This window comes from Streptomyces sp. MMBL 11-1, from assembly GCF_028622875.1.
Lineage (GTDB): Bacteria > Actinomycetota > Actinomycetes > Streptomycetales > Streptomycetaceae > Streptomyces.
In genome coordinates, this window is sequence record NZ_CP117709.1 from 5,852,268 (window position 1) to 5,873,528 (window position 21,261).

Consider the following 21,261-nt stretch of genomic DNA (forward strand, 5'->3'; position numbering starts at 1 on the left):
ACCGTGCCCGCCCCGTGTGATGACGCCTCTATCGATAGTTGACCGGCGCGTAACAGAGCGCCAGGTCGCACCCCGGTCCGAGGTGCTGCACGGAGCCGACGGCACCGGGCGGGTGCGGAGGTGTCGACAGCGGCACGGTCGAGGCCGCCTCGGCGGGCGCCGCGGCGGACGGCGGGAGGGGGCCGTGCCGCCCCGCGTCGGGGTGGCACGGCGGTCGCGTCCGCTCAGGCGGTGTCCTCGGCGGGCCGGGGCCAGGCGGCCTCCCGCAGGAGACGCAGGCCGTTGAGGCCGACGATGACGGTGGAGCCCTCGTGTCCGGCGACGCCGAGCGGCAGGGGCAGCGTGCCGATCAGGTCCCAGGCGACCAGGGCGGCGATGAAGGTCCCGGCGATGACCAGGTTCTGGACGACCAGGCGGCGGGCGGTGCGGGAGAGGGCCACGACGGCGGGGACCGTGGCGAGTTCGTCGCGGACGACGACGGCGTCGGCGGTTTCCAGCGCGAGGTCGGATCCGGCCCGGCCCATCGCGATGCCGGTGTGCGCGGCGGCCAGCGCGGGCGCGTCGTTGACCCCGTCGCCGACCACCAGGACCCGCAGGCCCTCGGCCTCCCAGGCCCGCACCGCGGCGACCTTGTCCTGCGGGAGCAGCCCGGCACGCACGTCGCTGATCCCGACCTCGGCGGCCAGCCGGCGGGCGGCGCGTTCGTTGTCCCCGGTGAGCAACACCGGGGTACGGCCGGTCAGTCCGGTGAGCGCGGCCACGGTCGCCCTCGCGTCCGGACGCAGCCGGTCCGCGATCCCCAGCACGCCGACCGGGGCGTCGTCACGGAGTACGAGGACCGCGGTACGGCCTCCGTCCTCCAGCGACCGGACCGCCTCGTCGAGGCCGGGTCCGGAGCCGGGGCCGCCGGCGGCGAGGCGGTCCGGGGACCCCACCCGGACGGTGCGGCCGTCGACGGTGGCGGTGACACCGGTCCCGGGGGAGGAGGCGAAGCCGGTCGCCTCGGCGAGGACGAGGCCGCGCTCGCGGGCGGCCCGTACGACGGCCCGGGCGAGGGGGTGCTCGCTGGGGTGCTCGGCCGCCCCCGCCAGGGCCAGCAGCCCCTCTTCGTCCAGGTCCGACCCGGGCAGGGGGAGGACGTCGGTGACCCGTGGGGTGCCCTCGGTCAGGGTGCCGGTCTTGTCCAGGGCCACCGCGTCGACCTGGCCCAGGCGCTCCATCACGACGGCGGACTTCGCGAGTACGCCGTGGCGGCCCGCGTTGGCGATCGCGGACAGCAGCGGCGGCATGGTCGACAGCACCACCGCGCACGGCGAGGCCACGATCATGAACGTCATCGCGCGCAGCAACGCCGACCGGAGGTCGTCGCCGAAGGCGAGCGGGATGCCGAAGACGGCCAGGGTGGCGATGACCATGCCGATCGAGTACCGCTGCTCGATCTTCTCGATGAAGAGCTGGGTCGGCGCCCTGGTCTCGGACGCCTCCTCGACCATCTTCACGATCCGGGCGATCACCGAGTCCGCCGGATCCCGTTCGACGCGCACCCGCAGAGCGCCGGTGCCGTTCACCGTGCCGGCGAACACCTCGTCCCCCGCCTGCTTGGCGACCGGCAACGGCTCACCGGTGATCGTGGCCTGGTCGACGTCGCTCGCCCCGTCCAGGACGTGCCCGTCCGCGCCGACCCGCTCACCGGGGCGCACCAGAATGACGTCCCCCACCGCCAGATCTCCGGCGTCCACCGTCTCCTCGGCACCGTCCGCACGGAGCCGGGTCGCGACGTCGGGGGCGAGATCGAGGAGGCCGCGCACGGAGTCGGCGGTGCGGGCGGTCGCGACCGCCTCCAGGGCGCCGGAGGTGGCGAAGATGACGATCAGCAGCGCGCCGTCCAGGACCTGCCCGATCGCGGCGGCGCCGAGCGCGGCGACGACCATCAGCAGGTCCACGTCCAGCGTCCTGTCCCGCAGCGCCTTGAGCCCCTCCCACCCGGGCTCCCAGCCGCCGGTGACATAGCTGGCGGCGAACAGCGGGCCCCACACCCACGCCGGAGTCTCCAGCAGATACACGGGGAGCGCCAGCAGGAACAGCACCAGGGAGGCCAGCGCCCACCGGGCCTCCGGCAACGCCAGGAGGCGCGTTCGCCGCCTCGGCGGCACCGGGCGCGGAGCGTCGGCGGTCGCCGGCCCGGGCCGTTGATCCACGACAGAAGACATGACAGAGCGCCCCTTCACGGGTGGACGACGGGCAACACGCTCACCATACAGGAATACATGAACAGGTCTTCATGTGTCACGCGTATGATGACGGTATGGGCCACGGAGCAGACGCCAGGAGCAGCGCCACCACGCGCGAACGTCTCGACGCGGTCGGCGCCGCCGACGTCGCCGCCACCCTCCAGGCCCTCGCGACCCCCTCGCGGCTGCACATCCTCGCCCGCCTCCAGGAGGGCCCCTGCTCGGTGAGCGACCTCGCCGGCGCCGTGGGGATGGAGGCGTCCGCCTGCTCCCACCAGCTGCGCCTGCTGCGCAATCTCGGCCTGGTCTCCGGCGAACGCCACGGCCGCTCGATCATCTACGCCCTCTACGACAACCACGTCGCCGAACTCCTCGACCAGGCCCTCTACCACGTCGAACACCTGCGTCTGGGCGTCCGCGACCTCCCGGCCGAGGTCCCCGAGCCCGCCGCCGTCGACTGATCCCGCCACGGGCGATGCGTGGGCTTTCGGACAATCTCGGCCGATGCCCTGTCCCTGCCCGCCGGGCCCGCCCTCCTCTCCTATGCTCTACATGTCTGTAGAGAATGACGGGGCGCGCGGAAGTCCGCACGGCTCCGTCATACGCGCGCGCTTCGTGGGGAGCGCGGAACGAGGAGGACGAGCGTGGCTTCGATCGATCTGGACAAGGTGCTGGACAAGGCGTGGGTGGACAAGAGCGTGCCGGAGGTGCTGGCGGCCCCGGTGTCGGCGCTCAAGGGTGTCTCGGACCGGCAGGGCGACCTCCTCAAGGAGGCGTTCGGTATCAAGACCGTGGCCGACCTCGCGGACCTGAAGTACGTCGGCTGGGCACAGGCCCTGGCCGCGCTGGACGCGGCGAAGTAGGAGCCCGACGGGCGAACGGCGCCGCCGACGGCGCGGGCTCCTGTGGCGCGGCGCTCACACGGCCGGCTTCGGCAGCCGCCGTCTGCCGGTGATCACGAAGTGTTGTGGTCCCAGGCGCGATAGGTGAGGCCGCGCCGGTCGGCCGCGGGCAGGGCGGTCGGCGCGTGTCGCAGGAACTGCCGGGCGGCCACCTCGACCACCTGGGGCAGGAAATGCTCGTACGCCTCCAGGGTGGGCACCCCTTTGGCCGCCGGGCGCAGGGAGGCCCGTCCTCGCCGCAGCGTGGCCGGCATGGTCGCTTCGAGCAGCTCGGTGAGCTCGGCCTCCGCCGCTCTGTTCTGGTGGTCGTCGCGGCTCCACGGCACGACCACGGTCACCCAGGGCCGGTCCTCGGCGTCGAAGGCGGCGAGCCTGCGGCGGTGGTCCTCGTCCATGAGGGCCCAGCGGTCGACGAGCAGGATCTCGGGGGTGCCGGGCGGGTTGTTGTCGTCGTTCCGGTCCTCGCCGAACGAGACGATGACGGGCTGGTAGTTGAGGGAGCGCACCAGATCCTCGGTGACACGGGCCAGCGGCCTGGCGGCGTCCGGATGATAGGGGTTCCACTCCTGCGGACTGTCGCCGTAGTAATCCGGGCTCCGGCCTCCCGGCAGATCGTCGCGGGTGGGCGCCGCGATGGTGATCCGCATCGGCCGGGGAGAGCCCGCTTCGACGCCGGGGGAGCCGAAAGCGCTGGGCGCGACGCGGTGGTCGACGGGCCGACCGGTGTCGATGTGGACCGAGTCGGCGACGCTGACGATGCGTCTGGCCAGCTCGTAGACGGCCTGTTCGTACTGCTCGGCGAAGAGTCTGAGCTTGATCAGTCCGTAGAGTCCGTCGCTGGCGTACCGTTCGCCGAAATCGCGGTCGTCGTGCCGCAACCGCTGCGCCACGGGAGGCAGCTGGCTCGGTGGCACCGGTATCCAGAGTGCCGGGACGATGGCCTCGGCGGGCTGGTTGGAGCGGGCGCGGTGGTGGATGGCGCGCTGTTCGAAGGCGTACCACTCCTTGCCGCACATCTCGCTGGCGAAGTAGCGCGGCGAGAACAGCGGGACGAAGACCCGGCAGGTGGCGAGGACGTCGCCGAGCCGCTCGGACCAGCCCTCCCCGGAACGTATCTCCCGGTCCATGAAGCCCGCGGGCGCGCCCGCGGGCAAGTCGGTCATGGCCGTCACATGGCCGCAGAGGTCCTGGAAGAGCCGTTCGACCCACATATCGGGGTCCGTGCCGCCGCCGTACCCCGGCGTGTGGGCGTAACTGAGAAAGAAATACGGCCGACCGTCCTCCCCCTTCTTCTGCGCACGCTTGTGCACGGGAACGTTCTGAGGCCAGCTCGCGGGCGCGGTGGGGGCGAAGCCCTGCGGATCATCCGCCGCAGGAGCAGGAGCAGGAGCAGGAGCAGGAGCAGGAGCAGGGGCAGGGGCGGGAGCGGGAGCGGGTGCAGGAGCGGCAGCCGCAGCGGGATCGGCCACGGGTTCCTGCGGGGCTTCGACAGCGGAGGCCGCCTCGCGGCCGACCGGTTCGCGTGTTCCGGCGGGGAGGCCCAACGCGTGCAGGACACCCGCCGACACCTCGCCGAAGGGCTCGGGGTCCACCGGAATCCCCGTGGCGGCCCCGGAATCCGACACGGCGGCCGAAAAGCGGTTCAGCGAGCCCGAGTTGCCCTGGAAGAACCGGTCCACGGCGCTGTTCAGCCGACGGGCGTCCCGGGCGCCGAGCCTGGGCATGAGCTGCTCGCGCGTACCGTCCCTGAACCGCAGTACGGGATGACCGCCCGCCTGCGCGGCCTCGGTGACGGTGACCAGTCCTCCGACCACGAACTCGGCCAGGTCGGCGGGGGTCGCCTCCGGCACCATGCTCTGCTGTACGACCCGGAGCATGTCGACGCTCACCTGCGGATACAGCGAGCACAGCACCGCCAGACGGACCGCACCCGGAGAGGCGCGGTACAGGTAGGCGTCCGTGAGCGACCGGCCACTGACCGGGCCGCCCCCGCCCCCGCCCTCGGTCCCGTCCTCTTCCACCATCCGCTCGACGAGCCCCGGCGCGGGCAGCAGCAGTGCCTCGCAGCCCTCGGGATCCGCGAGCATGAGGGTGCGGGCCCAGCGGCCGACCGCGTGGGGTGACAGGGAACTCACGGGGACGGGCAGCCAGTCGCGGTCGGTGGTCCCCGGAAACGCGTGGTCCATCAGAAGTGTTCTGACGAACCGCAGTTGTACGTTGGTCACGCCGGGCGTCCCGGGTGAGACCACGCGTACGGCGGGAAGCCCCATGCCCGTCTGCCGCCAGATCTTCGACGGCAGCGGGTTGAGGAGGACGGTGGGCACGGAGCCCGCCCACGTACGGAGCTGGTTCCACTGCGATCCGTCGCGCCACACGGCCGACGCCCAGTCGGAGAAGACGAACATGAGCCGTCGGGGCCGCGCGGATCTCCCGCCGCCCTCCTGGACGCGCCGGCCCCCGGGGTCGTGCAGCGTCGGTGTGCCCTCCGTGAGCGGGTCCGCGTAGAGCTCGCGGACCCGGAGGGTGCGGAACACACCGGTGCGGGCCAGGAGGCGCACCAGGTCGTCGGCCGTCCCGGCCCACACCGCCATGGTCGGTGACCGGTCGATGACCACCGTCGCGTCGAACCAGCGCTCCGGTTCGTCGGTGAACACGGGGGCGAGTTCACCGACGCGCGCGTAGTCGGCCACGGTCGCCGCGACATCCAGCCGCTGCCCGCGCCCGCGTGGCCATGGGCGCTTCAACGGTTTCAGCGCCCGTGCCAGCTCCCTGCCGCGCGGCAGGGAACCGGCACGGGGCAGGGACACACCGGCCGTTCCCGGGCCGGGCGCACCGCCCCTCCAGGGAGTGTGCAGTGAGCTCCTCCGCGCGGCCCGGTCCGGCTCCGTCGCCTGGCTGTCGGCCGCCGGTGGCACATCGGCCGTCACCGGGGCGTGCGGATCCTCCCGCGCGGCCTCGTCGCTCCCCGCGCCGCCTCCCGGTACGGGGCCCGCGCCCTGGGCCGCGAGCCAGAGGACCTCGGCGATCCGCACCGCGTCGAGGTCTCTGTCCAGACCGCGCAGTGCGGCGACGACGGCGCGCAGCCCTTCCGCCCGGTCATGCACCGGACAGGTTCTTCATCAGCAGGCCGATGAGTGCGCCGCGCTCCGCCGCGTCCATCTCCGCAGGTCCGTCCAGCAGGTGGATGGTGCTGAGCAGCTGATCGATCGCGAGAGGTTCTCTGTCGCCCACCCTGCGGACGAAGTCGTCGACGAGATCCGCGAGCGGGCCCGATTCGGGTACGTCGAGCCGCAGGTGTCGGCGCACGACTTCCCGGACGAGTTCAGGTGTGGGGCGGGGCATCGTGTAGCGCAGGCATCGCCGCAGGAACGGCGCGGGCAGCTCCTGCTCGCCGTTGCTGGTCATCACGATGAAGGGGAACTCGGTGCACTGCACATGACCACCGCGCACGGGGTACGTGGCATCCTCGCCGGACATCCGCAGGTGCGCGAGGTCCTGCCCCTCACGGCGCAGCTCCTCGATGCGGAACTCACCGCGCTCCAGGACGTCGAGCAGATCCCCGGGAAGGTCCAGATCCGCCTTGTCGATCTCGTCGATGAGGAGCGCACGAGGACGGTCCGAGGGCAGCAGCGCCGTGCCCAGCGGCCCCAGGGTCATGAACGCCGCGATGTCGTCGGCGCCGGCGTCAGCCGCACCGGCGCGCGTCCTCTCCTGCCCCAGCCGGTGCGCGTGGATGCGCCCGAGGGCGTCGTAGTGGTACAGAGCGTCCCCGAGCGTGCTGCGCGAGGTCACATGCCAGCGCAGTACGGGGCCGAGCGCCAGCTCCGCCGCGACCTGCTCGATCACGGTGGACTTGCCCGTGCCCGGACTGCCCGTGATCAGCAGGGGCCGGCGCAGGGCGAGGGCCGCGTTGACCGCGGCGACCAGCCCTTCCGGCGGCTCGAACAGCCCGGCGGACGACGCGCGGGGGAAGGTCCTCCACGGCGGTGGGTCGGGCAGACGGGTCTCCTGCCTTACCACGCCGTCGCCCCGGTAGTACGGACTCCACGTCATGAGGCTTCCTTGATCGTATTCTGGACAGGGGGAACGGTGGCCCTCACGTGCCGGCAGAACCTCAGCCACTCGCGGTCGTCCCAGACCGCCCGGAGATCGGCGAGGTGACCGGCGTGCTCGCCGCGCCACTGTCGCCGGTAGGCGTGGCCGAGCCCTTCCGGCATGGTCAGCCACCGAAGCTCCAGACAGCCGCGCCGGTCGGCGGGGAACCCTTCCGCCCCCTGGGGCCAGAGCAGCACCGGGGTGTAGGAGAGGAGGATCTCCATCAGCTGGTCGTCGAGGCCGGTGTGGTGCGTCAGGCCGATGCCCTGCCGGTAGTGCCCGTTGCGCAGCCGCTCCTGCAACGGCGGGCGGTCGACCGTGTCGGTGTCGTCCAGCCAGTCGACCGGTACACCGCCGGTACAGGCGGCGATCTCCTCCCACCGCTCGCTCACCGCGCCCTGGATGCGCCTCAGCAGGGGATCGGGGGTGAGCCGTCTGCTCCAGTGCAGTACGACGTCGTACTGCACCCCGAAGCGCAGGGCCTGGCCGGCCTCCTCCGGTCGCCATTCCAGCAGCACGGCACTCGGCACGGCGACGTCGAGCCGGCGCAGTCGCCGCCCCAGGGCCTCCGCGTGCGCCTCGGCCCAGTCGGCAGCTTCCTCGATCGCCGCCTCCGCCCCTCCTCGGTCCACGGTGGGGCAGCTGAAGTCCCGCCGGTCCAGCAGGTCCCCGTTCTGGAGCAGCCACGCGCTCACCGTCTCCGGCCAGCCGCCGGTCAGCGAGGAGTCGAGGCTGACGGCGAGCCGCAGCTGGTGGTCCTCCCGGTCGTCGAGGGCCTTGGTCACGGCGTCGTTGAGTTCCTGCTGGGCGTCCACGGACCGTGCCCAGGCGAGCAGTTCGGGGGAGTTCAGGTCCTTGTCGGAGGCGAGGCCGAGGCGCACCACGAAAGCGGCGACCGACGGTTTGCCGTCCCTCCGGGTCACCGGATGGTCGAAGACCAGTTGGTCCAGGATCGCGACGTCGGTGAACTCGGGCAGAACGGAGGGCAGGGCGCGGCGCTCCGACGCGAGCAGGAGGCGCAGGGCGTGGCGCAGGCGGGCCGTCGTCAGCTCGCCGCCGAGCCAGTCACGGAGGAACCCGACGGTCCGCACCGCGATGAGCAGGAAGCGGATGGCCTCCTCGGCCCGGTCACGGGCCGGGGACGGGCGGAGCCCTTCGAGTAACTCCAGAGCCGCGAGCGCGGACTTCACGTCGTGCGGTACGACCGGGGACGGCAGGTCGGCGGCGAGTGCGCCGAAGGCCTCGGCGAGGTCCTCGCGCGCCATCGGCCCGACGAGCCCGCCGGCGGCGTGGCGGACCCGCGTGTTGTGAGTGACCCAGACACGTTCCCCCGCGAGTGGCTCACCGTCGTGCTGGGAGACCGTCACGTCCTGTCCGACGACGGAACCGCGCAGCGCCCCCTGCACGTCGTCCACCCCCAGCCGGGGGCCCGCGCCGGGAACACCGTCACGTATCAGGCGGGCGAGCTTCCTGGAGAACGACAGGTCGAACGCCTGCTGGCTGACCGACGACGCCATGAGCACGGCGAGCCGGGTGCGCCCGTTGCCGGCACCGCCGGTGAGGTCCTGCCCCGGGGGTGTCGCGCCGGCGGCGTGACAGGTGTCGACGATCCCGAGCACACTCGGGATGTCGGGCTTGTTCGCGGCGGCCGCGAGGAGTTCGCCCACGTTGACCGCCCGCTCGGTCGCGTCCTCGGTGGAGTCGTCCCCCATCAGGTACAGCGTGTTCGTGCTTCCGGGCACGAACCCGTGCCCCAGCAGCGCGAGGACGAGGGCCGCCCGCCTGTCCTCGGCGTACCGGATCGCCTCGGCGATCACCTTCCGGATCTCCGTACTCGTCAGCCCGTCGCCGGCGATCAGGGCGCTACGGTCGCCGGGGAGGCCCGGAGCACAGCCGCCCAGGTCCGGGTGGGCCAGCGCGTCGTACAACGAGGAAGCCGCCTCACCGAGGCGGGTGAGCTTCTGCATCGATGAGCACTGGGGTGCCACGACGAGAAGATGGCGGGGCCCCTCACTCATGTGGCGGGCCGGCGCTCTGCGGCCATGAGGGCCTCGGCGACGGGACCGGCGACGGCAGCCTGGGCCAGGTACTTCTCGGCGGAGTGGACCCAGATCCCGTCCGAGTCGATGCGGCTGCTGCGGGGAAGCACCCCGGACGCGTTGGGCAGCACATCGCGTTCGAGCAGGGGGCGGACGGCGATGATGTCGTCCTTGTCCCAGAAGTTCAGCCATCGTTCGACCCGCTCGGGTGTGCGCGGCGGCTGCGGAAGGAGCCTGGGCCGGACGACCGTACGCATCGAGATCGGGGACCCGAGGGTGACGAGGAGGGGGACTGTCCCCCGGTGCTCGTGCAAGGCCTCCAGTGCGACAACGGTCCCGAGAGAGTGCGCGACCACGACGGTGGGGGCGTCCCCGAGCGCCTCGTGCACCCGGTTCCGTACGCGGCTGTCGAGGGTCAGCCCCGAAGCGTCCTGCTCCCCGCGCGCCAGGTAGCGCGACACCTGAGTGAGGCCCTTGACCATCAGCTTGGGCGTCAGCCGATACGCGACCCCGCCCCACGGCTTGAGCGACAGGAGAGTGGTCGTCACGTTCAGCGCCCTGCGCAGCACGGCCAGGCTGCCCTGGGCCTGGCCGCCCGTGTCGGCCTCGGCGCGCGCGTGGGCCAGAACTCCCGCCCGGTGCTGCCGGTCGGTGTCGTGCGGGCCCTCACGCGTGGTGTGCGCGGACGTGTGTCCGGCGACCAGTTCGACGAGAAGCTCGGCGAGGAGTTCGCTCGCCTCGCCCTCGGCACGCGCCCCGCCGCCGCCCTGGGCCTCGGGGGGTGCGTACAGGTCGGCGTAGTTGACGAAGGAACAGAGCCCCGCGTCCGCGCCGGTCAGCCGCCCGGCGACCGCCGAGTGACCGGCCGCGCGCATCCCGCGGGCCAACGCGTCGATCCACGCGGCCCGTTCACGTTCCGTGTCCCGAAGTGGGCCGATTCCGTGGACGAACACCAACCGCGGCACCATGCGCACCTCCCCCGGGCGTCGTTCGCCCGAGCGTACCAATCGGCAGGTCGGGAAGTCGGCGGACGCGGAAGGTTGGGGCGCCGCCCGTGATCCCGATCAGCCGTCGCCCCGGCGGGCCGCGGCGACGGCGACCCCGCCTGCCGCGATGAGAACGCCGGCCACGGTCGCGCCGGCGGTGACGGGGCCCGTGATGCCGGGGTGCTGCCAACACAGGTACACACTGCCTGCCGTCAACATCAACAGGACGAGGCCGCAGAGCAGCGCGACGAGCACGGTGTGCAGAGTCATCAATGGTTTCCGATCTTCGTGTGCGGCGGGCGGACGTGCGCGCCCCGGGCGGCTCGGCCCGGCCCGACCGGGGCTGCCGTGCGGCAATCCCAGCAGGAGAACCCATCCGCACGGTGCACCGCCGGGACGGATTCGGACGCGATGGGACGCCATGACCCGTGTCCGGGAAGGGCTGGGACGTCCCAGCACCGTCCTGCGACGTCCCATCTCGGCCAGCGGACTGGGGCCGTCCCGCAGCGGTTGCCTAAGGGCTGTCCCGTAATTCCCGGTGGATAAGCGCGCGGCGTCAGATGCGGTGCATCGCAAGGCGGAGGGACGTCCGCATACTGGATGTATGTGGACGTTCCGACAACGCGGCGAGGTGCCGTAGCTGTCGTCGCGCGCCCGCCGGGAATTGCGGGACAGCCCTTAGCCTGGCCACCTGCCCCTCCCGTGCGAAAGGCCCGACGTGCAAACAGAAGCGGATCTCCTCCATGCCTTCGCGGCCCAGCTTCGGTATTTCAAGATCGAATGTGGAGACCCCAGCCTGGCGAAGATCGTCCGGCTCTCCGCGAAGCACAAGCCCGAACTCTCCAAGTCCACCGTCGGCGACGTGCTGAACGGCAAGAGGATGCCGGGGGTCGACGCCACCATGTCGCTCATCCGCTCGCTGATCTCGAACGACGACTCATCCGCACCGGTATCGCGTGACGACCCTCGCCTCAAGGAGTGGCGCACGCGCTGGAGTACCACGAAAGGCCAACTGGACGAGATCCGTAGAGCGGCCCGCACGCGCTCCACGCTCCCGCCTCCCGGAGCGGCGGCGCAACCGCCCCTCGCGTCGACGGAAGGAGCAGGGGCCTCAACCCCGGCACCCACAACCCCGGCAGCCTCGACCCCGGCAGCTGAGGGGCGCCGAGCTCCCCTGGCTTCCGAGACGCCGTTCCGCCCCACGATCGGAGAGTTGCCTGTACAGAGGGTCCAACGCCTCCGGGCCATGCTGAAGGAGGCGCTCAACGAGAAGGACGCGCAGGGGCGGAAATGGGCTGACGCCCGCTGCGGCTGCTACGCCTTCTTCGACTACGACGGCGAACCCCTCTGGGTGGGTCAGACAAGTGAGCGACTCGGGACGCGCGTGCGGCGACACCTGGTGACCCAACGGTCGGACGCGGTTACCACAGGCCTCCTCGATGTCCAGGAAGTGGCGGAGATGGAGCTGTGGCCTCTGTGGGACGTGGACGGGAGGGACAGGAGGGCTGCGGCGGGGCCGCTGCGCCGGCTGGAGAGGGAGGTGTACCTCCGAGCCGTGGAGACAAGTCGCTTCGGCGCGCTGTTGAACGAGGAGGTCCCGGCCGCGGCGGAGCGCACGGCACTCCCGCCCTCCAGGCGATTCGCCCTCGTGGACGAGCAGACACGGTCGGAGCAGGGGCACGCGGACCTGCGTATCGCCCGTCGGGCGGCGACGGTCGCCCGCCTCTCCTCCCTGTTCGTGGAGCGCGGATCCGTATCGGACGGAGCCCGTCGTGCGCTGGTCCTGCAAGCGGCGCGGCTGACCCACCTGACAGCGGCCCACCTGGCCTATGTGCAGGGCCGCCCCGACCCCGCCGCCGGGCTCATCAACCTCCCCGAGCTGCTGGGCGACGGCCAAGGCCCTGACAGCACGGAAAGATAGAGAAGCGCTGTTCGGGGCCTACGGGGTCAGCACTCGATGATGTTCACCACGAGCCCGCCCCGGACCGTCTCCTCAGGAAGCTCGCGGCGGCCAGGCCGTTGCTGACGAACATGGTGATGGTCTCGCCCGCGTCCATGCCGCCAGAAGCCTCAGAGGTCTGTGTCAGGTCGGCCTTCGCGTGGCGGCAGCGCGGTCGAGCCGGCGTCCGGTCGGCTGGGGAGGGCTACCCCAGAGGCCTTCCGCGCAGCGCTCTGATTCGACACAGGCGGTGGGTCGGGTCGCGGCCTCGCGGTCAGACCTTGATGACGCGGATACGGGGGCCGCAGAGCATCAGGAGGTCTTCGGGGTCCGATGTCAGGACGGTCGCCGGGGCTGGCGAGGTGAGTGCGGTGGCGGCCACGATGGCGTCGAGGGCGTACTTGTGGCCGTGCAGCCCGGCCGCGGCCAGGAGCTTGCTCGCACGGCGGGCGATGGCTTCGGTGGGCGGGATGATGTTCACGCGGGAGACCGCGTAGTCGAAGCGGGCCTGGTCGACCCTGGGGTCGCGTGCTTCGACGAGGGTGACGGAGCTGGTGACGACGCGGATGTCTTCGGCTTCGGCCGCGACCAGCCACTCGGTGATCTCCGGCGTGCGTCGCACCAGTTGGGACAGGCCTTCGCAGTCCAGGACGAGCGTGCCACTCACGAGGCGTCCGCCGAGCCCGCGGCGTCGCCGCGGAGAATGGCGCGTTTGGCGTCGACCGCCGCCTGATCGACCGGGCCGTGTTCGGTTTCCGCGTTTTCGATGAGCTCGCGCAGCCGGTCCCGTTCCAGTTGGCGCTGGATGAGGGTCTCGACGTAGGCGGACATGCCTCGTTTGCCCGTACGTGCCTTGAGGGCAGCGATGGTGCCTTCGTGGAGGGAGACCGACACGGGCCGGACGGGTCCTTCGCCGGGCGCCTGGGAGGTAGCCATGAGACCGAGTTTAACAAAACTCTTGTTATTGGATGAGGGCGATTCTCCGAGCGGGTGTGTCGAAGGGACATCCATCGGTGCGCGGGTGTCGCGCACTTCCCGGTCGAGCGCCCATCGGCGAGGGACCTGTCAGGGACTCCGCGGGGACTCTCACGTCTGTCCCAGGGAGGTCCCAGGGAGGTCCCAGCGAGATTCCAGGGACTTTCCGCCGCGTGAGCAGGGAAGGGAAGGCCCCGACAGCGCTGAAGGATACAAAAGCGCTGGTCAGGGCCCTATCCGCCTAGCATTCGATGATGTTCACCGCGAGCCCGCCCCGCGCCGTCTCCTTGTACTTGACGCTCATGTCGGCCCCGGTCTCCTTCATGGTCTTGATGACCTTGTCGAGGGAGACCTTGTGGCTGCCGTCGCCCCGCAGCGCCATCCGCGCCGCGGTGACCGCCTTCACCGCCGCCATGCCGTTGCGCTCGATGCAGGGGATCTGGACGAGGCCGCCGACCGGGTCGCAGGTCAGGCCCAGGTTGTGCTCCATGCCGATCTCGGCGGCGTTCTCCACCTGCTCGGGGGAGCCGCCGAGGACCTCGGCCAGGGCTCCGGCCGCCATCGAGCAGGCGGAGCCGACCTCGCCCTGGCAGCCGACCTCGGCGCCGGAGATCGAGGCGTTCTCCTTGAACAGGAGGCCGATCGCACCGGCCGCGAGGAGGAAGCGCACGACGCTGTCCTCCTTCTCGGTCTCGGTGCAGCCGCCGGCCGCGAAGTTCATGTAGTAGTGCAGAACGGCGGGGATGATGCCCGCCGCGCCGTTGGTGGGGGCGGTGACGACACGACCGCCCGCCGCGTTCTCCTCGTTCACCGCCATCGCGTACAGGGTGATCCACTCCATCGCGTGGGCCTGCGGGTCGCCCTCGGCGCGCAGCTGGCGGGCCGAGTTCGCGGCGCGGCGGCGGACCTTGAGGCCGCCGGGGAGGATGCCCTCGCGCGACATGCCGCGCGAGACGCAGGCCTGCATGACGCGCCAGATGTCCAGCAGCCCGGAACGGATCTCCGCCTCGGTGCGCCAGGCGAGCTCGTTCTCCAGCATCATCGAGGAGATCGAGAGACCCGTCTCCCGCGAGAGCCGCAACAGTTCGTCGCCGGTACGGAACGGGTGCTTGAGGGCCGTGTCGTCCGGGACGATCGGGTTCTCCCCGGCCACGGCGTCCTCGTCGACGACGAAGCCGCCGCCGACCGAGTAGTACGTCTTCTCCAGGACCGGGGCGCCCTCGGCGTCGTACGCGAAGATCGTCATGCCGTTGGCGTGGTACGGGAGCGCCTTGCGGCGGTGCAGGACCAGGTCCTCGTCGAAGTCGAACGGGATCTCGTGCATGCCCAGCAGGTTGATCCTGCCGCTGCCGCGGATCTCCTCGACCCGGCCGTCGGCGGACTCCACGTCCACGGTCTGGGGCGACTCGCCCTCCAGGCCGAGCAGGACCGCCTTGGGCGTGCCGTGCCCGTGGCCGGTCGCGCCGAGGGAGCCGTACAGCTCCGCCCGTATCGAGGCGGTGTGCGCGAGCAGACCCTCGTTCTTCAGTCGGCGCGCGAACATCCGGGCGGCGCGCATCGGGCCCACCGTGTGGGAGCTGGACGGGCCGATGCCGACCGAGAAGAGGTCGAAGACCGAGATGGCCACGGGAGAACTCCTTGGGGTTGGAAGACGCCGTTGTCTGCCTGGGTGGTGCGAGAACGGGCCGGGTGGTGCGGAACGGGCCGGGGTGGGGCCCGAGGGGGCAAGCGGGACGAAAACGGAAGGGGGACACGGACCGGGGCACCACGCTCACTCTGTTCAGTGTGCGCGGTGCCCCGCCGGAACACGCAGAACCGCAGGCCAGGTACTACTTCAGGCCGGGGTACAGCGGGAACTTCTCGGCCAGCGCCGCCACGCGGGCCTTGAGGTCGTCCGCGTCGTAGGACGGCTTGAGGGCGGCGGCGATGATCTCCGCGACCTCGGTGAAGTCCTCGGTGCCGAAGCCGCGGGTGGCCAGCGCCGGGGTGCCGATCCGCAGGCCCGAGGTGACCATCGGGGGACGCGGGTCGTTCGGGATGGCGTTCCGGTTGACCGTGATGCCCAGCTCGTGGAGCCGGTCCTCGGCCTGCTGGCCGTCCAGCTCCGAGTTGCGCAGGTCGACCAGGACCAGGTGCACGTCGGTGCCGCCGGAGAGGACGGAGACGCCCACCTCGGTGACGTCCGGCTGGACCAGGCGCTCGGCCAGGATCCGCGCGCCGTCCAGGGTGCGCTGCTGGCGCTCCTTGAACTCCTCGCCCGCCGCGATCTTGAACGAGACCGCCTTGGCCGCGATCACGTGCTCCAGCGGGCCGCCCTGCTGACCCGGGAAGACCGCGGAGTTGATCTTCTTGGCGAGCTCCTGGGTGGAGAGGATCACGCCACCGCGCGGACCGCCGAGGGTCTTGTGCGTGGTGGTGGTGACGACGTGGGCGTGCGGCACCGGGTTGGGGTGCAGACCGGCCGCGACCAGGCCCGCGAAGTGCGCCATGTCGACCATCAGGTACGCGCCGACCTCGTCCGCGATGCGGCGGAAGGCGGCGAAGTCCAGCTGGCGCGGGTAGGCGGACCAGCCGGCCACGATCAGCTTCGGCTGGGACTCCTTGGCGAGGCGCTCGACCTCCTCCATGTCCACGACGCCGCTCTCGTCGACGTGGTACGGGACCACGTTGTAGAGCTTGCCGGAGAAGTTGATCTTCATGCCGTGGGTCAGGTGACCGCCGTGGGCCAGGTTCAGGCCCATGATCGTGTCGCCCGGCTTCAGCAGCGCGAACATCGCGGCGGCGTTCGCCTGGGCGCCGGAGTGCGGCTGCACGTTCGCGGCCTCGGCGCCGAACAGGGCCTTGATCCGGTCGATCGCGATCTGCTCGACGACGTCGACGTGCTCACAGCCGCCGTAGTAGCGGCGGCCCGGGTAGCCCTCGGCGTACTTGTTGGTGAGGACGGAGCCCTGTGCCTCCATGACGGCGACCGGAGCGAAGTTCTCCGAGGCGATCATTTCGAGGGTGGACTGCTGACGGTGGAGCTCGGCGTCGACGGCGGCGGCGACGTCCGGGTCCAGCTCGTGGAGGGAGGAGTTCAGAAGCGACATCAGGGGGTCCCTTAAGGTCTCAGTTGCCGGAGAACGCGGTGTACTCGTCGGCGGAGAGCAGGTCGGCCGGCTCCTCCGCGACGCGCACCTTGAACAGCCAGCCGCCCTCGAAGGGAGCGGAGTTCACCAGCGAGGGGTCGTTCACGACGTCCTGGTTGGCCGCCGTCACCTCACCGGTCACCGGCGAGTACAGGTCGCTGACGGACTTGGTCGACTCCAGTTCGCCGCAGGTCTCGCCCGCGGTCACCGTGTCACCGACCTCCGGGAGCTGGGCGTAGACGACGTCACCGAGCGCGTTGGCCGCGTACTCCGTGATGCCGATGGTGGCCACGCCGTCCTCGAGGGCCGACAGCCACTCGTGCTCCTTGCTGTACCGCAGCTGCTGGGGGTTGCTCATGACCTGAATTCTCCTGTACGCGGGGGAGTGCTGATGAACGGTGGTCTTACGGTGTGAGATGGAGGTACGTCACTTCCGTGACGTCTGCGCGCGGCCGGAAGGGCCCGGGGAGTCCCGGTCCTTCCGGAACATCACTTCTGGCGCTTGTAGAACGGCAGCGCGACGACCTCGTACGGCTCGTGCGTGCCGCGGATGTCGACGCCCACGCCCTCGGTGCCCGGGGCGGCGAAGGCCGCGTCCACGTAGGCCATGGCGATCGGCTTGCCCAGGGTCGGGGAGGGGGCGCCGGAGGTGACCTCGCCGATCACCTTGCCGTCGGCGACGACGGGGAAGCCCGCGCGCGGGACCCGGCGGCCCTCGGCGATCAGGCCCACCAGCTTGCGCGGCGGGGCGGTCTCGGCGCGCTCGGCGGCGGCCGTCAGAGCCTCGCGCCCGACGAAGTCGCCCTCCTTCTCGAACTTCACGACCCGGCCCAGGCCCGCGTCGAACGGGGTGAGCGCGGTCGTCAGCTCGTGTCCGTACAGCGGCATGCCCGCCTCCAGGCGCAGCGTGTCCCGGCAGGAGAGCCCGCAGGGGATCAGGCCGTGCGGGGAGCCGGCCTCGGTCAGCGCCCGCCACAGCCGCTCGGCGTGCTCGGGCGCGACGAACAGCTCGAAGCCGTCCTCACCGGTGTAGCCGGTGCGGGCGATGAGCGCCGGGACCCCGGCGACCGTGCCCGGCAGGCCCGCGTAGTACTTCAGCCCGTCCAGGTCGGCGTCGGTGACGGCCTTCATGATGGCGGGCGACTCGGGGCCCTGGACCGCGAGCAGCGCGTACGCGTCCCGGTCGTCGCGCACCTCGGCGTCGAAGCCCCCGACGCGGGCGGTCAGCGCGTCCAGCACGATCTGCGCGTTGCCCGCGTTGGCGACGACCATGTACTCGGGGGCCTCCGTCTCGCCCAGGCGGTAGACGATCAGGTCGTCCACGATCCCGCCGTCCTCCTGGACGATCATCGTGTAGCGGGCCCGGCCGTTGCCGACGGTGGCGATGTTGCCGACCAGCGCGTAGCTCAGGAAGGCGGCGGCCTCGGGCCCGGTGACGGTGATCTCGCCCATGTGCGACAGGTCGAAGAGACCGGCGTGGGTGCGTACGGCGTTGTGCTCGTCGCGCTCGCTGGCGTACCGCAGGGGCATGTCCCAGCCGGCGAAGTCGGTCATGGTGGCGCCGAGCGAGCGGTGCAGCGTGTCGAGGGCGGTGAGACGGGGGGCAGTGCTCATGGATACGGCTCCAGGGCATGACGACGTCAGGACGAATCCCCCCCATCTGTCATCGGAACCTGAGAGGTTCGCCGATAGCCCCCGACGGGGTATGCCCCTGGAGGGCACCCCGGATCAGGGGGCTCGGCTTGCACCTTGGGTGGAGCCGCGGAACGGCTCGCTTTTCAGATCTGCCTCATCCACGCGGTACGGGGCCTGAGAGATTCAAGGGAGGATCTTGCTCCTTCGGCGCCCGGCTCACACTGTGGCCGGAACTCTCCCGCGCGGATTCGAACGGCCGGTATGCAGTTGGCGGGGTCATCATCGCATGCATGGGGGGAGAGTGGGGGGTCAGGCCCCCCTGCAGGTGAAGACGGCCGCAACAGGCCCGGAGCCGGTTGTGCCGCATTGCCTTTTCTTTACACTTCAGGGGCAGGCGTGGGGGACACGACGGCAGGGGGATGGGCGATGACGTTGCAGCGGTCGGCACCGACCGCGGGGGTCGCGCGCGGCGCGATGCCCGCACAGCCCGCGGCTCCCGTACGGGAGCTGCTGACGGAGGGCGCGCCGGTGGTACGTGACCTGCGCGGGCGCACCGACTGTGGGCCGTACGGCCTCGATTTCACCGCCGGTGACGTCGTCGTGGTCTCCGGACTGCCCGGCAGCGGGAAGTCGACGCTCATCCGGCGGACCGTGCGGGGCCGCGCCATCGACTCCCAGAACACCCGCGACAGCTGGGCCGCCGCCCTGCCCCGCTTACTTCCCTACGCCCTCTACCGCCCCCTGGTCCGCGCCGCGCACTACCTCGGCCTCTGGAGCGCCCTGCGCTCCGGTGAATCCGTCGTGGTGCACGACTGCGGCACCCAGACCTGGGTACGCCGCTGGCTCGCCCGGCACGCCGTGAGCCGGGGCCGCACCCTCCATCTGATCCTGCTCGACGTGACGCCCGAGGTGGCCCGGCAGGGGCAGCGCGAGCGTGGGCGCGGGGTCTCCGGCTACGCCTTCGCCCGCCACCGGCACGCGGTCGCCCGGCTGCTCCGCGACACCGAACAGGGCCTGCTGCCCGCCGGCTGCACCTCCGCGGTGCTGCTGGACCGCGGGGCCGCGGGGGCGCTCGGCCGTATCTCCTTCACCGCCGCCGAGGCTTCCACCGTCCAGTGACGGTTAAGGTGCTGGCCGGAGCAGAGGGCCGCCGAGGCGCGGCCGAGGCGGTGGAGAGAGGGCACAGAGGCAGTGGACATTCCGGCACCCGCACCGGCGCACCCCCAGCAGGGGTGGCCCGCCAACGAGCTCGAAGAGGTACTGACGGCCTCGCTCGGCGTCCCCGACGCGGGCGGCCGCCTCGTCGAGGTGCTCGGCCGCAGCTCCGTCTGGGTGCCGCTGCCGAACGGCGGCAGCCCCGCGAGCGCCGACCTCGACCTGCCGATGATGGAGATCGACGGCGCGGCCTTCGTCCCCGTCTTCAGCTCCGAGGCCCAGTTCCTCAACTGCGTCGGGGGCCACATGTCCTTCACCGTCGCGCCCGCCCGCGACTTCGCCCGGGGCCTGCCCCCGCAGGTCGGCATCGCCGTGAACCCGGGCGGCGCGGTCGGCGTACCACTTCCGCCGCCCGCCGTCGCCGAGCTCTGCCGGGCCGGCCGCACCGCGCTGGACGGGCCCGCCACCGGCGGCCGGGTCCGGCTGTTCGAGCCGGACTGGCAGCACGACCCGGTGGACTTCCTCACCGCCGTGTCCGAGGAGTTCGAGGCCGCCGGAGTGGTGAGCACCGCCCGCCGGGCCCTGGCCAGCATCGAGGGCGGCGACCCGGTCCTCTTCGTCGGCGTCGAGTTCGCCACCCGGGACGGCGCGGGACAGAGCGCGCCCATGGACGCCATCGGCCGCGCGCTCGGCCGGGTCGAGGTGCCCTGGCCGGTCAATCTGGTCCTGCTCGACGTGGCGGAGGACCTCGTCGGCGACTGGATGCGGGAGAAAGTGCGCCCGTTCTACCGGCGCGAGGGCCACTGACGGCAGCGGAGGGCGGCCGGGTGACAGCGCCGCCGGACCGTGGCGTCAAGTCGGTGTCAGAAGTGGCGCATAAGCTGGTTTGATGGCGTGGTCGCTCCCGTGTGCCCGGGAGCGGTGGCGCGAACGCGACGGATCGACGAGGGGCGGAACCCAGAGTGAGTGCGTCAGGCACCGCGGCGGCCAGTGGGGCCTTCCCCGATCGAGCGGTGCCGGGTTCCCCGGGGACGGTCGAGCACCTGCTGCGCCAGGTGACCCCCGGGCGTTACGACGCCTACGAGGCGCTGCTCGCCGCGGTCGCCGAGGGCCGGATCTGGATGCTGCTCTGGCACGGCACGGCCGGCTCACCGGACGCCCAGTACGGGAACATGGAGATCGACGGCCTGGGTTACGCCCCCTGCGTCACCTCCGCCCAGGAGCTGTCCGCCAGTGGCTGGAACCGGGCCCACGAGCTGGTCACCGGACGCGACATCGCCCGCTCCCTGTTCCCCGACCGCTGGGGCATCTGGCTCAACCCGCACGCCCCCGGCGGCGGCGTCGGCATCCCCTGGCTCGACCTGCGGCGCATCGCCACCGGCCTGGACCGGCTGCCCGCCGGACCGCTCCGGCTGAGCGAACCCGCCATCGAACTCCCGCAGTTCTACGCCCTGCTCAGCCAGAACGCCCACCGCACCCCCGCGATCCGCTCCCTGCGCCGCGCCTGGGTGCACCCCGCGGTCGGCGTCCCGTATCTCGCGATCGGCCTCGACCTCTACGACACCGGCCGCGCCTCCGTCGAATCGGTGCGCGAGATGATGCGGCAGTCGGTCGGCGCGGTCCCCGAGGGGCTCCCCGTCTCCACCGTCGCCCTGTCCGACGAGTACGACCCGGTCGGCATGTGGCTGCGCGCGAACGCCCGTCCGTTCTACGACCGCGAGGCGCACGCCCCCGCCGGCCCGCCGCCCATCGCCGCCCCCGGATACGGATACCCGCCCCAGCCCCGCTGAGCCCCGAAGAGACGGCCGGCCGGGCACCGCGGTCGGCCCCGTTCAGGGCTCCTCGGTGGCGTTCGGGCGGGCGACCTCCGCGCGCCCGGGGCGGAGCCCCGGTCGCTCCCGCCGGCCCTCGCCTCGCACGTGACCTCCGCGCGCCCGGGGCCAAGCCGACGCGGGCCGGTTCACCCCGACGACCGGCGCGGTGCCGTCGGCGCGCCTCGCCGCCTCCGGTCACCCTCCGTCGAACACCCCTTCATGTCCGGCTTGTTAACTTCCCGCGCGAGGATGTCCCGGAACTGGACGGTTTGTTAACTGTCCGGGTCTCGACTAGGTCTCACCGCTATCCGGACTGTTCTCTTGCGGTGGGCACCGTCTGTAGTGTGCGGCCATCAAACCTC

Annotated in this window: 18 protein-coding genes and 1 riboswitch; of the genes, 6 read left to right on the forward strand and 12 right to left on the reverse strand. The window is 71.7% G+C overall.

Annotated elements, in window-relative coordinates:
• Positions 1–224 precede the first annotated feature (224 nt).
• On the reverse strand, positions 225–2,210 hold the full coding sequence (locus PSQ21_RS26200) for a heavy metal translocating P-type ATPase (protein WP_274033513.1): 1,986 nt from the start codon (positions 2,208–2,210) through the stop codon (positions 225–227).
• A 95-nt stretch (positions 2,211–2,305) separates the two neighbouring features.
• On the opposite strand from PSQ21_RS26200, the gene PSQ21_RS26205 reads away from it, so the two are divergent.
• Complete coding sequence (locus PSQ21_RS26205) at positions 2,306–2,692, forward strand: ArsR/SmtB family transcription factor (protein ID WP_274033515.1); 387 nt, start codon at positions 2,306–2,308, stop codon at positions 2,690–2,692.
• Between the two features lie 183 nt (positions 2,693–2,875).
• Positions 2,876–3,094 (forward strand): hypothetical protein, encoded by a 219-nt coding sequence (locus tag PSQ21_RS26210; RefSeq protein ID WP_274033517.1) that lies wholly within the window; start codon positions 2,876–2,878, stop codon positions 3,092–3,094.
• A 92-nt stretch (positions 3,095–3,186) separates the two neighbouring features.
• Here PSQ21_RS26210 and PSQ21_RS26215 read toward each other — a convergent pair whose 3' ends face one another.
• From PSQ21_RS26215 to PSQ21_RS26235, 5 genes are all read right to left on the reverse strand, one after another.
• Positions 3,187–6,237, reverse strand: a complete 3,051-nt coding sequence (locus PSQ21_RS26215; protein WP_274033519.1) for a TIR-like protein FxsC — start codon at positions 6,235–6,237, stop codon at positions 3,187–3,189.
• Entirely contained in the window at positions 6,230–7,186 is a 957-nt protein-coding gene (locus PSQ21_RS26220) for an AAA family ATPase (RefSeq protein ID WP_274033520.1), read from the reverse strand. The genes PSQ21_RS26215 and PSQ21_RS26220 overlap by 8 nt, the downstream gene beginning before the upstream one ends.
• Entirely contained in the window at positions 7,183–9,216 is a 2,034-nt protein-coding gene (locus PSQ21_RS26225; RefSeq protein ID WP_274033522.1) for a hypothetical protein, read from the reverse strand. The genes PSQ21_RS26220 and PSQ21_RS26225 overlap by 4 nt, the downstream gene beginning before the upstream one ends.
• Before the next feature lie 26 nt (positions 9,217–9,242).
• Positions 9,243–10,235 (reverse strand): hypothetical protein, encoded by a 993-nt coding sequence (locus PSQ21_RS26230; protein WP_274033524.1) that lies wholly within the window; start codon positions 10,233–10,235, stop codon positions 9,243–9,245.
• Positions 10,236–10,331: 96 nt separating this feature from the next.
• The gene (locus PSQ21_RS26235; protein ID WP_274033525.1) at positions 10,332–10,523 is read right to left on the reverse strand and encodes a hypothetical protein; all 192 of its coding nucleotides are present in this window, start codon (positions 10,521–10,523) and stop codon (positions 10,332–10,334) included.
• 943 nt (positions 10,524–11,466) lie between these two features.
• Between PSQ21_RS26235 and PSQ21_RS26240 the strand changes: the two genes are divergently transcribed.
• On the forward strand, positions 11,467–12,174 hold the full coding sequence (locus PSQ21_RS26240; RefSeq protein WP_274033527.1) for a hypothetical protein: 708 nt from the start codon (positions 11,467–11,469) through the stop codon (positions 12,172–12,174).
• Between the two features lie 292 nt (positions 12,175–12,466).
• On the opposite strand, the gene PSQ21_RS26245 is transcribed toward PSQ21_RS26240, so the two are convergent.
• The 6 genes from PSQ21_RS26245 to gcvT all read right to left on the reverse strand — a co-directional run bounded on the left by PSQ21_RS26245 (position 12,467) and on the right by gcvT (position 17,909).
• Entirely contained in the window at positions 12,467–12,859 is a 393-nt protein-coding gene (locus tag PSQ21_RS26245; RefSeq protein ID WP_274033529.1) for a type II toxin-antitoxin system VapC family toxin, read from the reverse strand.
• Complete coding sequence (locus PSQ21_RS26250; RefSeq protein ID WP_274033530.1) at positions 12,856–13,128, reverse strand: hypothetical protein; 273 nt, start codon at positions 13,126–13,128, stop codon at positions 12,856–12,858. The genes PSQ21_RS26245 and PSQ21_RS26250 overlap by 4 nt, the downstream gene beginning before the upstream one ends.
• A 280-nt stretch (positions 13,129–13,408) precedes the next feature.
• Positions 13,409–14,794, reverse strand: a complete 1,386-nt coding sequence (locus PSQ21_RS26255; RefSeq protein WP_274033531.1) for an L-serine ammonia-lyase — start codon at positions 14,792–14,794, stop codon at positions 13,409–13,411.
• A 202-nt stretch (positions 14,795–14,996) separates the two neighbouring features.
• Entirely contained in the window at positions 14,997–16,256 is a 1,260-nt protein-coding gene (glyA, locus tag PSQ21_RS26260) for a serine hydroxymethyltransferase (RefSeq protein WP_274033533.1), read from the reverse strand.
• A 19-nt stretch (positions 16,257–16,275) separates the two neighbouring features.
• Positions 16,276–16,653, reverse strand: coding sequence for a glycine cleavage system protein GcvH (gcvH, locus tag PSQ21_RS26265; RefSeq protein ID WP_274033534.1), 378 nt, complete (start codon positions 16,651–16,653; stop codon positions 16,276–16,278).
• A gap of 131 nt (positions 16,654–16,784) precedes the next feature.
• Positions 16,785–17,909, reverse strand: coding sequence for a glycine cleavage system aminomethyltransferase GcvT (gene gcvT / locus PSQ21_RS26270; protein WP_274033535.1), 1,125 nt, complete (start codon positions 17,907–17,909; stop codon positions 16,785–16,787).
• 174 nt (positions 17,910–18,083) lie between these two features.
• A riboswitch (glycine riboswitch) is annotated at positions 18,084–18,181 on the reverse strand.
• 175 nt (positions 18,182–18,356) lie between these two features.
• Here gcvT and PSQ21_RS26275 point away from each other — a divergent pair.
• From PSQ21_RS26275 to PSQ21_RS26285, 3 genes are all read left to right on the forward strand, one after another.
• Positions 18,357–19,049, forward strand: a complete 693-nt coding sequence (locus PSQ21_RS26275) for an AAA family ATPase (protein WP_274033538.1) — start codon at positions 18,357–18,359, stop codon at positions 19,047–19,049.
• Positions 19,050–19,121: 72 nt separating this feature from the next.
• The gene (locus PSQ21_RS26280; protein ID WP_274033540.1) at positions 19,122–19,892 is read left to right on the forward strand and encodes an enhanced serine sensitivity protein SseB; all 771 of its coding nucleotides are present in this window, start codon (positions 19,122–19,124) and stop codon (positions 19,890–19,892) included.
• A 155-nt stretch (positions 19,893–20,047) separates the two neighbouring features.
• Complete coding sequence (locus PSQ21_RS26285) at positions 20,048–20,875, forward strand: enhanced serine sensitivity protein SseB C-terminal domain-containing protein (protein ID WP_397990705.1); 828 nt, start codon at positions 20,048–20,050, stop codon at positions 20,873–20,875.
• Positions 20,876–21,261: the final 386 nt, after the last annotated feature.